Origin of the sequence: Wolbachia endosymbiont (group A) of Udea olivalis (assembly GCF_964028365.1) — a bacterium.
Lineage (GTDB): Bacteria > Pseudomonadota > Alphaproteobacteria > Rickettsiales > Anaplasmataceae > Wolbachia > Wolbachia pipientis.
The window spans coordinates 1,264,992-1,277,410 of the sequence record NZ_OZ034773.1 but is presented as its reverse complement, the minus strand read 5'-3'; the positions used below and the strand labels follow the sequence as shown (position 1 = coordinate 1,277,410).

The following is a 12,419-nucleotide window of genomic DNA, read 5'->3' as shown; positions in this document are numbered from 1 at the left end:
TACTCACCAATTTAATCTCTAATCAAAATTCCTGGATCCCAGTGTCTGGGCACTGGGATGACATCCTCCCTAGTGGATTCAAATCACAATATTCGTATAGTAAGCACTGACCACTTTTGCTTCAATATTTGCGATGCCCCTGAACAGATACAATTATTCTATTATCAGGAGGATGCCATTAATCGCTTTATATAATGCTACTTGTAACACTTATGCCCTGAACGGAGACAGTTTAGGCTGTTATGCCTGGCGGCTTTGTTGGAATAAGTTTTTCAACACTGCTAACAATAAAATTGATTGTATCGTCAGCTACCTTATCGAATTTATCATTTATCTCTTTTCCTATTTCTTGATTTTTAACATATTCGTGTAGAGCTAAAGCAGTTATAGCTGCACATGCTGCAATTAAGCCAGTTTGTGCTATAATGAATAGTAATAATCCTCCTACGAATATAGATGTTAATCCAATAGCCAGGTTTATAATTTTACTTTGTGTTGTTTGTTGCGTCGCTTGGCTTTGATCTGCCTGTTTATCCTCTAAAGCATTCGATATTGTTTTTAAGGCAACTTTTATCGCTATTGCTGCAACTGAAACCATAATTAGCCCTATAGCTATTTTTGCTAAAAGAAGAATCGACGGTAGCATCATTACAAATAATAGCGCGCCAATTCCTCCAGCTAACCACTTCTCATTTATTTTTTTTGATTGATTTGTACCAGTGTTCATTATTACCCTCCACTTTACTTATGATTTACCTATATCTAATACGAAATATGAAGGTAGTCAACTATATATTTTATATGAAAGATTGTATTAAAAGTTTTTCATGTTATTTTTTGCTGCTTCGTGGTTAAATTTGGAATTTTAGAAAGAGTTACGTATTATTTGAAATTCTTGTATACTGTTTTGAATCAGTTAAATAGATAATGAAGTGCAGGACGCAGTTTTAATTTTACAAGATGGCAAGTGCTTTTGGGGAAAATCAGTAGGTAAAAAAGGCAAATGCATAGGTGAGGTCTGTTTTACCACTGGTATGACCGGTTATCAGCATACTATAACTGATCCTTCTTTTGCCGATCAAATTATAACGTTCACTTTTCCTCATATTGGTAACGTTGGAATAAACCATAAGGATAATGAAGGAAAGAAAATTTTTGCAAGTGGTGTGGTTATGCGTGAACTTTCTTCTATGTCCCACCCTTCTTCATATATCAGTTTAAATGATTGGTTAGAGAAAAATAACGTGATTGGGATATCAGGAGTTGATACTAGAGCTTTAACGAGACATTTGAGAGAACATGGATCTCAAAATGGAATGATATGCTCATCGAGTAAGGCGCATGCGTTGGACAAATTGAAGGAATACAAATCTGTAAATGGGATAGAAATAACCAATAAAGTCAGCTTGCATAGTAATTTTAAAAGTGACCTTAATGCAAAATATAGGGTTGTAATCGTTGATTTTGGCGTAAAAATCAGTATAGTTTCACGCTTAATAGAACTTGGTTGTACAGTTGAATTAATCAGACCAAGCACAGGTTTTGCTCAAAAAGTGTTGAGTATGAATCCAGATGGGATAGTGCTTTCAAATGGTCCTGGTGATCCGCAAGAAATAGGAGAAAGTGTAGTTTCAGAAATAGACATTATTATAAAATCTAAAATACCAATTTTTGGCATATGCATGGGCCATCAATTACTTGCGATTACTTTGGGGGCAAAGACCATCAAGATGGATATAGGTCACCGAGGGAGTAACCATCCAGTTTATGATGTAATTAGTGGAAAAGTTGAGATCACTAGCCAAAATCATGGTTTCGTTGTTGATTCAGCTTCTCTTCTAAGTAATGTTGAAATTACTCACATTTCTCTATTTGATAATAGTGTAGAGGGAATAATGATGAAGGATTACCCAGTCTTTTCTGTGCAATACCATCCAGAAGAAGCGCCAGGTACGCATGATTCGCATTATTTGTTTAAACGTTTTATTGACAATATTGTGTTGTATAAAATGAAATCTGCGTGATTTTAATCAGGGTAGGTTTTATTGCTTGATTTTTTAATTTTAGGCGTTTAGTATTAAATACAATAAGAGCTTAAGTTAAGATGCTAAAATAGTATTCTCTTAACAAATTTTTGCGGAGGAGTGACCGAGTGGTTAAAGGTAACAGACTGTAAATCTGTCCGCGTGAGCGTACGTAGGTTCGAATCCTACCTCCTCCATTGTGCGGGTATAGCTCAATGGTAGAGCTCTAGCCTTCCAAGCTAGTGACGTGGGTTCGATTCCCACTATCCGCTCTTTTTTTTGTTGTATTTTTATAAAATCAACATATTATTTATTGATGTATTTGTATTTTAGGTAGAAAAGTTTAAATTATGACAGCAATAGTGGAAGCATTTGGAAAGCCGCATGTAAATGTGGGAACAATAGGACATGTGGATCATGGGAAGACGACGTTAACAGCGGCGATAACGAAGCATTATGGAAATTTTGTAGCGTACGATCAGATAGATAAAGCGCCAGAAGAAAGGAAGAGGGGGATAACGATAGCAACAGCGCATGTTGAGTATCAGACGGAAAAAAGGCATTATGCACACGTTGATTGTCCTGGACACGCTGACTATGTAAAGAACATGATAGTAGGTGCAGCACAGATGGATGCGGCGATATTGGTAGTGTCGGGGGTTGATGGGCCAATGCCACAAACGAGAGAGCATATATTGCTGGCGAAGCAGGTAGGTGTTGGATATATCGTGGTGTATATAAATAAAGCTGATGTTGCTGATACTGATATGATAGATTTAGTAGAAATGGAAGTGAGGGAATTACTGAGTAAATACGGATTTCCAGGGGATGAAGTGCCTGTGGTGGTTGGTTCAGCGCTCAAGGCGCTGGAGGATGACAGCAGCGAATATGGAAAGAAATCAATAGACAAATTGATGGAAAAGTTAGATGAATATGTAGCGGTTCCACCAAGGCCTGTGGATTTACCATTTTTATTGCCAATCGAAGATGTATTTTCGATATCGGGGCGAGGAACAGTGGTAACAGGAAGAATAGAGAAGGGAGAGATAAAGACGGGAGAAGAGATAGAGATAATAGGTCTGAAAGCGACGCAAAAGACGATATGCACAGGTGTTGAGATGTTTAAGAAGTTGCTGGATAAGGGAAGTGCAGGACTCAATGTAGGAATATTGTTAAGAGGAACAAAAAGAGAAGAAGTGGAGAGAGGGCAAGTATTAGCGAAACCGGGGACGATAACACCGCATAGAAAGTTTAAGGCGGAGGTTTATATATTAAAGAAAGAGGAAGGAGGAAGGCATACACCATTTTTTGCGAATTACCAGCCACAGTTTTATTTAAGGACAACGGATGTAACTGGGAGCATAAAATTGCTAGATGGGAAGGAGATGGTAATGCCAGGAGATAATGTGAGTGTAGAAGTAGAATTGCAAGTACCGATAGCAATGGATAAGGGATTGCGTTTTGCGATAAGAGAAGGCGGTAGAACTGTTGGTTCTGGTGTTGTTTCTGAAATTTTGGAGTGAGTGTAGTAACTAAGATGAAGCAAGATATATATATTAACATTAAGGCTTTCGATTGTTCTTTATTGGAGGAGTGTGTTCGAAAATTTGTTGATGAATTAAAGCGGTCCAGTGCAAAATTATCTGGTCCGATTGCGTTGCCAAGGAAAGATTCTAAATTTATTGTTAATAGATCTCCTCACGTTGATAAAAAATCTCGTGAACAGTTTGAAATGAGAACTTCTAGGCGTTTGATTGTTTTACATGATCTTACTCCTACTATGATGCAGATGCTTACAGGTTTATCTTTTTCTGCTGGCGTAGAAGTGGATTTAAAAGTCAAGGAAGTTAAGGTTTAGGAGAAGGAAATGAAGAGAATAAATTCGCTGAGGAGAATTGGTTTACTAATGATGAATATTGGTCATACTGCTATGTATTCTGACAATAGTCGCATGGCTGTAACTTTATTGCATCTCAGCGAAACTTATATTATTGATATAAAAGGACAAGATAAATGTGGCTATAATTCAGTCATTTTAGGCACAGGAGATTTTAAAAATATAGCAAAACCTCAGTTGGAATATTTAAAGAAAAAGGGTATAAATAATAAATGTAAGTTATACGAAAGTAGATTAAATGACCTGTCGGGAATAGAATGTGGTAAAAAAGTGGGAATCAATCATTTTGTGGTTGGTCAATATCTTGATATTACGGGTTATTCTATAGGTAAAGGATTTGCTGGTGTGATGAAGCGGCATAATTTCAGTGGGCTTAGGGCATCTCATGGTGTTTCTATTGCTCACAGATCACAAGGTTCCACTGGCCAATGTCAGGATCCTGGTAGAGTATTCAAAGGAAAGAAAATGGCTGGTCATTTAGGTAACAGCAGGATAACTGCACAAAATATGAAGATATTATCCATTGATCATGAAAATAGTATAATTGCTGTGAAGGGTAATAATGTTCCTGGGTTTAAAAATTCCTATGTTTTTGTAAGAGATGCAGTTAAAAAATCTTTACATAAAGATGTTCCTTTTCCGGTAGGTTTACTGTTAGATGTAAATGATGATGCTAGTAATTTGGTAAGTTAGTTATGGAATGTAATTTAGTTAATCTATCTAATGATAATGTAGGTACTGCTCAGCTCAATCCTTTGATATTTTCTGCTAAGCAAAAATTGAGTATTTTGCATGATATAGTGAGATGGCAATTAGCGAAGAGAAGAGCTGGTACTCATAAAACAAAAGGTATTAGTGATGTCTCTGGTACAACAGCTAAACCTTATGATCAAAAACGTACCGGTAGGGCAAGACAAGGGAGCTTGCGATCTCCTCAATTTAGAGGTGGTGGGATTATTTTCGGCCCTGTTGTGAGGAGTCATACTTATTCTCTTAATAAGAAGGTACGCAAATTTGGTTTAAAAATTGCTTTATCTCTAAAGTATTTAAATAATCAAGTAATTATTCTGGATAATTTAAATATTGATGTGAAGAAAACGTCTGAAATGTGTAAATGTATTAAAAATTTTAAATTTTCTTCCTTTTTGATAGTTGGTGATTATGGAGATGATTTGTTGCGTGCGGCTAAAAACTTGCACTATGTAGACTTAATCAAACCTATTGGGTTAAATGTTTTTGATATATTGAATCACGAATGCGTGATGTTGACAAAGGATACTTTAAAGCATCTTGAAGGTAGATTGTTATGATCAAATATAATAATATAATAAAATCTCCTATAATTACAGAAAAGGCCTCTTTTTTGAGGGAGAAGTTTAATAAATATTCTTTGTATGTTTTTGTAAATGTAAATAAGCGTCAAATAAAGTTGGCAATAGAGTCTCTATTTGATGTTAAAATTTCTTCTATAAATGTTGTTAGAATTAAGCCTAAATATAGGCGTTTTAGGGGTGTGATTGGTTGTGAAAAACAGAAAAAGAAAGTTTATTTTTCTTTGATGGATGGTCAAAAATTAGATATAATGAGCGTTTAGTATGGGTATGAAATTTTTTAATCCTGTTACTCCGTCTTCTCGTGGGACTGTGTTAGTAAGTAAAGTTGGTTTATCAAAAGATGAGCCAGAAAAGTCTCTTACATCCGGTAAAAAGTCCAGTGGTGGAAGAAATAATCATGGTAGAATTACAACTCGTCATAGGGGTGGTGGTCACAAAAAGAAGTATAGAGTGATAGATTTTAAGCGTAATAGAAGTGGTCAAGGTATAGTTGAAAAAATAGAGTATGACCCAAATAGAAGTGGGTTTTTGGCGTTAATATCATATAAGGAAGATGATATTAAGTCTTATATATTAGCTCCTCAAGGTATGAAGCCAGGTGATGTTGTTACAGCTGGGAATGATGCTGATATTTTGCCAGGGAATTGTTTACTACTCAAGCATATACCTGTTGGTTCTTTCGTTCATAATGTTGAGCTGAAGCCAGGTAATGGTGCTGCGATTGCTAGAGCTGCTGGTTGTTATGCACAAATCGTTGGTCGTGATGGCCAATATGTTTTATTACGACTCAGGTCTGGTCAAATTAGGTTGATTTTATCTTCTTGCAAGGCTACTATTGGTGTAGTATCTAACCCTGACCATAAGAATAGAAAGTTGGGTAAAGCTGGGAGAAGTAGGTGGCTTGGGATTAGACCTACTGTACGTGGAGTTGCAATGAATCCGGTTGACCATCCTCATGGAGGCGGGGAAGGAAAAACCTCTGGTGGTCGTCATCCTGTTACTCCTTGGGGTGTTGCAACAAAAGGAAAGAAAACTCGAAGGAGAAATAAATCTAGTGATAAGTATATAAAACAATTGAAAGGTTAGTTTATGAGTAGATCTGCATGGAAGCCTCCTTTTTGTCATCCTTCTATATTAAAGTCGGTGAATAATGCTTTAAACAAGGGGTTTGTTAACATGGCTATAAAAGTTCATTCCAGGGCTTCTGTAATTCTTCCTAATTGTTTAGGTTTAAAGTTTGCTGTTTATAATGGTAAGGATTACATTCCTGTGAATGTTAATGATCAGAATATGATAGGTCATAAGTTTGGTGAGTTTTCACCCACTCGTAAATTTACTGGGCATAGTGGTGATAAAAAGGCGACAAGAAGGTAATTGATATGAAAAACAGAGATGTAATAGTTAAAGCTGGTTCTAGGGTTTTAAAATCAACTCCTCGTAAATTGAATTTGGTTGCTGGTTTAGTACGTAATAAAAAAGTTTCTTTTGCCACTGTGCAATTAAGATTTTGTGAAAAGAAAGCTGCAGGTCTTATAAGGAAGGTATTAAATTCTGCGATTGCTAATGCTCAAAATTATGGATTGGATATCGATAATTTATATATAAAAGAAATTTTAATAGGTAAGTCTCTTACTTTGCGTAGGGTATGTCCAAAAGCTATGGGTAGAGCTAATAGAGTTAGTAAACGTTATAGTAATATAACTGTAAAATTGGGGGAAATTATATGATTCATAAAAATAGAAAATTAATAAGGAAAGTGCAAAAATATGGGAAACGTTAATCCTAAAGGATTTAGGTTAAAAATAATTAATACTTGGTCATCTATTTGGTATGCTGAGAAGGGTTATAAACAAGGGTTGCATCAAGATTTATCTATTCGCAGTTATATAAATGAATCTTTTAAGCATGCTGGTGTTTCTAAAGTAATTATAGAGCGTACGATCGATTTGGTATCTGTAATAATACATTCTTCTAGACCTGGAGTGATAATAGGTAAGAAAGGCTCGGATATTGAGAAGATAAAGCAAAAGATAGCTGAAAAAGTAAAAAATAATGTGGAAGTGAATGTAGTAGGGGTTAAAAGGTCTGAAATAGATGCAGTTTTAATATCAAACAGCATTGCACAGCAGTTAGAAAAAAGGGTTTCATTTAGAAGAGCGATGAAAAAAGCTATTCAAAGTTGTTTGAGGATGGGTGCTAGAGGTATTAAAGTAAGTTGTTCTGGGCGCCTTGGCGGAGCTGAGATAGCTCGTACTGAGTGGTATAAAGAAGGCCGTTTGCCTTTGCATACTTTACGTGCTAATATAGATTATGCTTTTGCTGAAGCAAAAACTATATATGGCATCATAGGAGTTAAGGTCTGGGTTTATATTGGTAACTAATTAGGTATATTGAAATGTTTATTCCTAAAAAAAGTAAATATAAAAAAGTATTTAAAGGACGAATTAAGGGTAACACGAAAGGTGGTAGCACATTATCTTTTGGAGATTATGGTCTAAAGGCTATGGAAGCAGGTAGGATTCAATCTAAGCATATTGAAACTGCAAGGCGTGTAATATCTAGAACATTAAAACGCTCTGGTAAAGTGTGGATAAGAATTTTTCCTGATACCCCTGTTAGTAAAAAGCCGGCGGATGTGCGTATGGGTAAAGGGAAAGGTAGTGTTGAGTTTTGGGTATTTAAAGCTAAGCCCGGTAGAATGTTGTTTGAAATTAGCAGTGATGTTCCCATGCATTTAGCAAGATTGGCGCTTGAAAAGGCAACTGCTAAGCTTCCTATGAAGTGTAAATTTGTATCTAATCATAATTAAATGGAGTTGCAATGGATATAGCTGACATTGAATCGAGGTCCTCGCAAGAATTGCATGAAATTCTTGTGAATTTGAGAAAAGAGTTTGTTAATTTGGTTTTTCAAAAGAAGCTGGGCCAGTGCAACAATATTTCGCGTTTTAGCTTAATAAGAAAGAGCATAGCTCGTATTTTAACTACATTAAATAAAAGAAGAAGAGAGGAAAAGAATGCCTAAAAAGGTTTTTTGTGGTACTGTAACTAAGGCTAAGTGTGATAAGACTGTAAAGGTTTCGGTATTACAAGTGTATAAGGATGAGCTGTATAAAAAGGTTATAAAAAAATACAAGAAGTATACAGCACATGATGAGAATAATAGTTGTAAAGAAGGGGACAAGGTTTTAATACAAGAACACAAGCCTATTTCTACTACTAAAAAATGGGTTATTGTTAATAGCTCACATTGAATAGGATATTTATATGATTCAAAAAAATACATTGTTGGAAGTAGCTGATAATTCTGGTGCGCGTGCAGTGCTTTGTATTGGTTTATTGGGTGGTAGAAAATCTGCATCTATAGGTGACACAGTTATTGTATCTACTAAATCTATTACTCCAAGAGGGAAAGTTGAGAAGGGAAAAGTATATAGAGCAGTTGTGGTGAGGGTGAAAAGCCCTATTAGAAAATCTGATGGTTCTGTAATTCGTTTTTCTAGCAATGCTGTAGTTTTGATTAATGATCAAGGTGAACCACTTGGCACTCGGGTGTTTGGTCCGGTAAAAAAGTTATCATCTGGTTCTTTTATGAAGATAATGTCATTAGCTGTTGAGGTTTTATAATGAGTGCTAAAATAAAAAGTGGTGACGACGTTATAGTTTTAACTGGTAAAGATAAGGGAAAAATTGGTAAGGTAATCAAAGTTATAGCACGTGATGCTAAAAAGAAAGTAATTGTTTCTGGAGTGAATGTGCATAAGAGACATACTAAACCAAAAGCTGGTAGTAGTGGTGGTATATTAAATAAAGAGTTAGCTATTGATATATCCAACGTTGCAACATTGGACCCTAAATATAAAACTCCAACTAGAGTGGGGTTTAAGGTTATAGACGGTAGAAAAGTGCGTTTTGCAAAAGTTTCTGGAGAAGTGATAGATTAGGTTGATATGTTTAAAGAATTGTATAAAGATAGCATAGTAAAGTCCTTGAAGGATAAGTTTAATTACGGCAATATAATGCAAGTGCCTAAACTTGTCAAGGTGTGTATCAATATGGGCGTTGGAGATGCTGCTACAGATAGTAAAGCAATAAATGAACCACTTGATAGCCTATATTTGATTGCTGGGCAGAAGCCTTTATCAACTTTTGCAAAAAAATCTATTTCTGGCTTCAAGATCAGAAAAGGTGCTACAGTAGGTTGCAAAGTAACTTTGCGTAGAGATAAAATGTATGAGTTTTTAGAAAGATTGATATATATTGCTTTGCCAAGGGAAAAAGATTTTAGAGGATTTAGTGTGAAGCAATTTGACGGTAATGGTAATTTTTCCTTTGGTATAAAGGAACATATCTCGTTTTTAGAAATAGACTATGATAAAATAAGTAAAATTAGAGGTATGGATATTAATATTATAACAAGTGCAGTTAGTGATAAGGAAGCAAAGGAATTATTACTGGCTCTTAAATTTCCTTTTTTTGATTAATTGAGAGGAGAAATATATGGCAAAAAAATCTATGATAGAAAGAAATCTTCGCAGAATAAAGTTGTGCGATCAATATAAAGAAAAAAGAGAAAAATTGAAATCTATAATAAATAATAAGAATTTGTCTATTGTAGAAAGGTTTACAGCTCAAAATAAATTAATTAAAAAATTGCCTAGAAATTCTTCTAAAACCAAAATTAGAAATAGGTGTGCTTTAACTGGGAGACCAAGAGGAGTATATAGAAAATTTGGTTTATGTAGAATTGTTTTGCGTGATTTATGTTCTTTTGGGCAAATTCCAGGAGTTACAAAGTCTAGTTGGTAAATATAATATAAGGAGTATATTGTGGCGTTATCTGATAGTATTGGTGATTTTTTAACAAGGATACGTAATGCTCAATTGGCAATGCATAGGGCAACAAGGGTACTATTTTCTAAGATGAATTCTTCTATATTGGAGATTTTAAAAGAGGAAGGGTATATCCTTGATTATGAAAAGCAAGTTGTAGATAATTTACCTTCTTTCATTGTAAAATTGAAGTATTATGAGAAGTCACCTGTAATTAGTGACATAGTTAGGGTGTCAAAGCCTGGTTGTCGTCGTTATTCTAAGTATAAGGACATTTCTAAAGCATATAATGGTCTTGGTATTTTTATTATATCGACACCCAAAGGAGTGATGACTGATTATAATGCACATAAGTTAAAGGTTGGTGGAGAAGTTTTGTGTCGTGTGTTTTAAATAATAGGAGAAATTCATGTCTCGTATAGGTGCTGCTCCTATCAATATTCCTGCTGGTGTTTCAGTTGAATATAATAATGGTAGTATGTTAATAAAGAGCGCTAAGGCTGAAAAGGAAGTTAGCTTGATCAGGGATGTTGTGTGTCAGATTATTGATAATCAGCTATTGCTTTCTGTTGATCAAGATAAAGATAATTATGATAAAATAAAGCCTATGTGGGGCACTTATAGGAGTAATATTAATAATATCATTAACGGCATGGTTGATGGTTTTTCTGTTAATCTTGAGATTAACGGTGTGGGATATAAGGCAGAGTGTGATGGTAAGTATTTGACTTTATATCTTGGTTATAGCCATAATGTTAAATATAAAGTGCCTAAAGATGTTGAGATTAAGTGCATAAAGCCAACTCACTTAGTAGTTAGTGGTATGGATAAGCAGAAGGTCTATATGGTGGCGTCTGATATATGCAAAATTAGAAAATATGATCCTTATAAAGGTAAGGGTGTTGTAATAAAAGGCAAATTTATGCTGCGTAAGGTTGTAAGTAAAAAGAAGTAATAAAAATGAAAAGATCGTATAATTTTTTAAGTAATTCTGAAAAAAGGAAGTTACGTAATAGAGCGAAGCTTGACAAGAGCGCTGAACGTTTACGTATATCCATATTTAAATCTAATAGGCATTTTTATGTCCAGTTAATTAATGATGTAAAAGGAATAACTCTCACTTCAGCTTCTACTTTGGATGCTAAAATTAAGGATGTATGTAAAGGGAAAGTCAACGCTGAAACTATAAAACAGGTTTCTTCTTTAATGGTTGAGCGTCTGTCTGGCATGAAATTAGAGCAGCAGCTTACGTTTGATCGTGGAGCGTATAAATACACAGGATTAGTTTCTCAATTTGCTGAGGCTTTAAGAAGTTCTGGATTTGAATTTTAGAAGGTTTTGAATATGGCTATAAAGAATTTACAAAATAATAATGATTTATCAGAGCTTTTAGTTTCGGTACGAAGAGTGACAACGGTTACCAAAGGTGGTAGAAGATTTTCATTTTCAATTTTGGTTGTTGTTGGCGATGAGAAGGGTAGGGTAGGGTGTGGAATAGGTAAGCACGCAGAAGTTGCTGAAGCAAGAGTCAAAGCTGTAAATGCTGCAAAGAAATCAATGATTAGAGTGTACTTGCGTGAAGGTAGAACTTTGCATCATGATATTAAAGCTAAATTTTGTTCTGGTGAGATAGTTTTAAGAACCGCAAGAGCCGGAACAGGTATTATTGCTGGTGGAGCGATTAGATCAGTTTTTGAGGTGTTAGGTATAAAGGATGTGGTAGCTAAATCCACTAGATCAAATAATCCTCATAACGTTATATGTGCGGTGTTTAAGGCTTTTGATAGTATGTTATCTCCTCGTCAGGTAGCAAGCAAAAGAGGCAAAAAGATTAGCGAGATAGTTGGAAACAGGTAAAGTATGAATAATGCTGTAAAATTAAACTCTATATTTACTAAATTATCTAAGAAAAAGAAGCCTAAGTTGCTGGGTAGAGGTATCGGTTGTGGTAAAGGTAAAACATCCGGTAGAGGGCATAAAGGGCAGAAGGCTAGAAGTGGAGTTTCTATAAATGGTTTTGAGGGTGGACAACAGTCTATATATACTCGTTTGCCTAAAAGAGGTTTTAAGCCTATACGTAGGAGCATATACTCTATAATTAATGTTGGCGATATACAGCGCTTAATGGAAGCTAAAAAAATAGTGAAAGACTCTGTTATAGATAAGGAGAGGCTGTATAAATTAGGTTTTATAAAGTCTATTAAGGATAAAATTAAACTTCTTAATAAAGGTAAGTTGAGCGAAAAATTTGTGTTTCATGTTGATTTTGCGTCAGAAGCTGCAAAAAAATCTGTAGCTTCAGTTTGTGGTAGTGTGGAAATACTATCGTAAG

23 protein-coding genes and 2 tRNA genes are annotated in these 12,419 nt (G+C 35.0%); 24 read left to right on the top strand and 1 reads right to left on the bottom strand.

Going from position 1 to position 12,419, the window contains the following annotated elements:
• Nucleotides 1-232: 232 nt before the first annotated feature.
• Entirely contained in the window at nucleotides 233-727 is a 495-nt protein-coding gene (locus ABWU32_RS06000) for a hypothetical protein (RefSeq protein WP_015589147.1), read from the bottom strand.
• A gap of 205 nt (nucleotides 728-932) precedes the next feature.
• Here ABWU32_RS06000 and carA point away from each other — a divergent pair, with 205 nt between their 5' ends.
• The 24 genes from carA (at nucleotide 933) to rplO (ending at nucleotide 12,418) form a co-directional block, all read left to right on the top strand.
• Nucleotides 933-2,024 carry a glutamine-hydrolyzing carbamoyl-phosphate synthase small subunit gene (carA, locus tag ABWU32_RS05995; RefSeq protein ID WP_015589146.1) on the top strand — a complete coding sequence of 364 codons (1,092 nt, stop codon included), beginning with the start codon at nucleotides 933-935 and terminating at the stop codon, nucleotides 2,022-2,024.
• 114 nt (nucleotides 2,025-2,138) lie between these two features.
• Nucleotides 2,139-2,221, top strand: a tRNA-Tyr gene (locus ABWU32_RS05990).
• A 4-nt stretch (nucleotides 2,222-2,225) separates the two neighbouring features.
• Nucleotides 2,226-2,296 (top strand) — tRNA-Gly (locus tag ABWU32_RS05985).
• A gap of 78 nt (nucleotides 2,297-2,374) precedes the next feature.
• Nucleotides 2,375-3,547 carry an elongation factor Tu gene (tuf, locus tag ABWU32_RS05980; protein WP_264378096.1) on the top strand — a complete coding sequence of 391 codons (1,173 nt, stop codon included), beginning with the start codon at nucleotides 2,375-2,377 and terminating at the stop codon, nucleotides 3,545-3,547.
• A gap of 14 nt (nucleotides 3,548-3,561) precedes the next feature.
• Nucleotides 3,562-3,882 carry a 30S ribosomal protein S10 gene (gene rpsJ / locus ABWU32_RS05975; protein ID WP_012673184.1) on the top strand — a complete coding sequence of 107 codons (321 nt, stop codon included), beginning with the start codon at nucleotides 3,562-3,564 and terminating at the stop codon, nucleotides 3,880-3,882.
• Between the two features lie 9 nt (nucleotides 3,883-3,891).
• On the top strand, nucleotides 3,892-4,614 hold the full coding sequence (gene rplC, locus ABWU32_RS05970) for a 50S ribosomal protein L3 (protein ID WP_006279218.1): 723 nt from the start codon (nucleotides 3,892-3,894) through the stop codon (nucleotides 4,612-4,614).
• 2 nt (nucleotides 4,615-4,616) lie between these two features.
• Nucleotides 4,617-5,231, top strand: coding sequence for a 50S ribosomal protein L4 (rplD, locus tag ABWU32_RS05965; protein WP_015589145.1), 615 nt, complete (start codon nucleotides 4,617-4,619; stop codon nucleotides 5,229-5,231).
• The gene (locus ABWU32_RS05960) at nucleotides 5,228-5,515 is read left to right on the top strand and encodes a 50S ribosomal protein L23 (protein ID WP_015589144.1); all 288 of its coding nucleotides are present in this window, start codon (nucleotides 5,228-5,230) and stop codon (nucleotides 5,513-5,515) included. The genes rplD and ABWU32_RS05960 overlap by 4 nt, the downstream gene beginning before the upstream one ends.
• Before the next feature lies 1 nt (nucleotide 5,516).
• The gene (rplB, locus tag ABWU32_RS05955; protein WP_015589143.1) at nucleotides 5,517-6,341 is read left to right on the top strand and encodes a 50S ribosomal protein L2; all 825 of its coding nucleotides are present in this window, start codon (nucleotides 5,517-5,519) and stop codon (nucleotides 6,339-6,341) included.
• A 3-nt stretch (nucleotides 6,342-6,344) separates the two neighbouring features.
• Nucleotides 6,345-6,629, top strand: coding sequence for a 30S ribosomal protein S19 (rpsS, locus tag ABWU32_RS05950; protein WP_006279181.1), 285 nt, complete (start codon nucleotides 6,345-6,347; stop codon nucleotides 6,627-6,629).
• A gap of 5 nt (nucleotides 6,630-6,634) precedes the next feature.
• On the top strand, nucleotides 6,635-6,982 hold the full coding sequence (rplV, locus tag ABWU32_RS05945; protein ID WP_007549821.1) for a 50S ribosomal protein L22: 348 nt from the start codon (nucleotides 6,635-6,637) through the stop codon (nucleotides 6,980-6,982).
• Between the two features lie 39 nt (nucleotides 6,983-7,021).
• On the top strand, nucleotides 7,022-7,636 hold the full coding sequence (rpsC, locus tag ABWU32_RS05940) for a 30S ribosomal protein S3 (RefSeq protein WP_010962753.1): 615 nt from the start codon (nucleotides 7,022-7,024) through the stop codon (nucleotides 7,634-7,636).
• A gap of 14 nt (nucleotides 7,637-7,650) precedes the next feature.
• Nucleotides 7,651-8,064: a 50S ribosomal protein L16 gene (gene rplP / locus ABWU32_RS05935; RefSeq protein WP_010962752.1), complete on the top strand. Its 414-nt coding sequence runs from the start codon at nucleotides 7,651-7,653 to the stop codon at nucleotides 8,062-8,064.
• An 11-nt stretch (nucleotides 8,065-8,075) separates the two neighbouring features.
• Entirely contained in the window at nucleotides 8,076-8,279 is a 204-nt protein-coding gene (gene rpmC, locus ABWU32_RS05930) for a 50S ribosomal protein L29 (protein WP_006279350.1), read from the top strand.
• Nucleotides 8,272-8,508, top strand: a complete 237-nt coding sequence (gene rpsQ, locus ABWU32_RS05925; protein WP_007549925.1) for a 30S ribosomal protein S17 — start codon at nucleotides 8,272-8,274, stop codon at nucleotides 8,506-8,508. The genes rpmC and rpsQ overlap by 8 nt, the downstream gene beginning before the upstream one ends.
• A gap of 13 nt (nucleotides 8,509-8,521) precedes the next feature.
• Nucleotides 8,522-8,881, top strand: a complete 360-nt coding sequence (gene rplN, locus ABWU32_RS05920) for a 50S ribosomal protein L14 (RefSeq protein WP_006279348.1) — start codon at nucleotides 8,522-8,524, stop codon at nucleotides 8,879-8,881.
• Nucleotides 8,881-9,198, top strand: coding sequence for a 50S ribosomal protein L24 (rplX, locus tag ABWU32_RS05915; RefSeq protein WP_006279347.1), 318 nt, complete (start codon nucleotides 8,881-8,883; stop codon nucleotides 9,196-9,198). The genes rplN and rplX overlap by 1 nt, the downstream gene beginning before the upstream one ends.
• Nucleotides 9,199-9,204: 6 nt before the next feature.
• Entirely contained in the window at nucleotides 9,205-9,738 is a 534-nt protein-coding gene (gene rplE, locus ABWU32_RS05910) for a 50S ribosomal protein L5 (RefSeq protein WP_010962750.1), read from the top strand.
• 16 nt (nucleotides 9,739-9,754) lie between these two features.
• Nucleotides 9,755-10,063 (top strand): 30S ribosomal protein S14, encoded by a 309-nt coding sequence (gene rpsN, locus ABWU32_RS05905; RefSeq protein ID WP_006279345.1) that lies wholly within the window; start codon nucleotides 9,755-9,757, stop codon nucleotides 10,061-10,063.
• 21 nt (nucleotides 10,064-10,084) lie between these two features.
• On the top strand, nucleotides 10,085-10,480 hold the full coding sequence (gene rpsH / locus ABWU32_RS05900; protein ID WP_007551150.1) for a 30S ribosomal protein S8: 396 nt from the start codon (nucleotides 10,085-10,087) through the stop codon (nucleotides 10,478-10,480).
• 16 nt (nucleotides 10,481-10,496) lie between these two features.
• Nucleotides 10,497-11,042 (top strand): 50S ribosomal protein L6, encoded by a 546-nt coding sequence (gene rplF, locus ABWU32_RS05895; protein ID WP_007551152.1) that lies wholly within the window; start codon nucleotides 10,497-10,499, stop codon nucleotides 11,040-11,042.
• Between the two features lie 5 nt (nucleotides 11,043-11,047).
• Nucleotides 11,048-11,419 carry a 50S ribosomal protein L18 gene (rplR, locus tag ABWU32_RS05890; protein WP_006279867.1) on the top strand — a complete coding sequence of 124 codons (372 nt, stop codon included), beginning with the start codon at nucleotides 11,048-11,050 and terminating at the stop codon, nucleotides 11,417-11,419.
• Nucleotides 11,420-11,431: 12 nt separating this feature from the next.
• Nucleotides 11,432-11,944 (top strand): 30S ribosomal protein S5, encoded by a 513-nt coding sequence (rpsE, locus tag ABWU32_RS05885; RefSeq protein WP_010962748.1) that lies wholly within the window; start codon nucleotides 11,432-11,434, stop codon nucleotides 11,942-11,944.
• A gap of 3 nt (nucleotides 11,945-11,947) precedes the next feature.
• Complete coding sequence (gene rplO, locus ABWU32_RS05880; RefSeq protein ID WP_141456930.1) at nucleotides 11,948-12,418, top strand: 50S ribosomal protein L15; 471 nt, start codon at nucleotides 11,948-11,950, stop codon at nucleotides 12,416-12,418.
• Nucleotide 12,419 lies beyond the last annotated feature (1 nt).

Coding starts and splice junctions, on each gene's coding strand:
- ABWU32_RS06000 (WP_015589147.1), bottom strand. CDS start 727: ATGAACACTGGTACAAATCAATCAAAAAAAATAAATGAGAAGTGGTTA.
- tuf (WP_264378096.1), top strand. CDS start 2,375: ATGACAGCAATAGTGGAAGCATTTGGAAAGCCGCATGTAAATGTGGGA.
- rpsJ (WP_012673184.1), top strand. CDS start 3,562: ATGAAGCAAGATATATATATTAACATTAAGGCTTTCGATTGTTCTTTA.
- rplC (WP_006279218.1), top strand. CDS start 3,892: ATGAAGAGAATAAATTCGCTGAGGAGAATTGGTTTACTAATGATGAAT.
- rplD (WP_015589145.1), top strand. CDS start 4,617: ATGGAATGTAATTTAGTTAATCTATCTAATGATAATGTAGGTACTGCT.
- ABWU32_RS05960 (WP_015589144.1), top strand. CDS start 5,228: ATGATCAAATATAATAATATAATAAAATCTCCTATAATTACAGAAAAG.
- rplB (WP_015589143.1), top strand. CDS start 5,517: ATGGGTATGAAATTTTTTAATCCTGTTACTCCGTCTTCTCGTGGGACT.
- rpsS (WP_006279181.1), top strand. CDS start 6,345: ATGAGTAGATCTGCATGGAAGCCTCCTTTTTGTCATCCTTCTATATTA.
- rplV (WP_007549821.1), top strand. CDS start 6,635: ATGAAAAACAGAGATGTAATAGTTAAAGCTGGTTCTAGGGTTTTAAAA.
- rpsC (WP_010962753.1), top strand. CDS start 7,022: ATGGGAAACGTTAATCCTAAAGGATTTAGGTTAAAAATAATTAATACT.
- rplP (WP_010962752.1), top strand. CDS start 7,651: ATGTTTATTCCTAAAAAAAGTAAATATAAAAAAGTATTTAAAGGACGA.
- rpmC (WP_006279350.1), top strand. CDS start 8,076: ATGGATATAGCTGACATTGAATCGAGGTCCTCGCAAGAATTGCATGAA.
- rpsQ (WP_007549925.1), top strand. CDS start 8,272: ATGCCTAAAAAGGTTTTTTGTGGTACTGTAACTAAGGCTAAGTGTGAT.
- rplN (WP_006279348.1), top strand. CDS start 8,522: ATGATTCAAAAAAATACATTGTTGGAAGTAGCTGATAATTCTGGTGCG.
- rplX (WP_006279347.1), top strand. CDS start 8,881: ATGAGTGCTAAAATAAAAAGTGGTGACGACGTTATAGTTTTAACTGGT.
- rplE (WP_010962750.1), top strand. CDS start 9,205: ATGTTTAAAGAATTGTATAAAGATAGCATAGTAAAGTCCTTGAAGGAT.
- rpsN (WP_006279345.1), top strand. CDS start 9,755: ATGGCAAAAAAATCTATGATAGAAAGAAATCTTCGCAGAATAAAGTTG.
- rplF (WP_007551152.1), top strand. CDS start 10,497: ATGTCTCGTATAGGTGCTGCTCCTATCAATATTCCTGCTGGTGTTTCA.
- rplR (WP_006279867.1), top strand. CDS start 11,048: ATGAAAAGATCGTATAATTTTTTAAGTAATTCTGAAAAAAGGAAGTTA.
- rpsE (WP_010962748.1), top strand. CDS start 11,432: ATGGCTATAAAGAATTTACAAAATAATAATGATTTATCAGAGCTTTTA.
- rplO (WP_141456930.1), top strand. CDS start 11,948: ATGAATAATGCTGTAAAATTAAACTCTATATTTACTAAATTATCTAAG.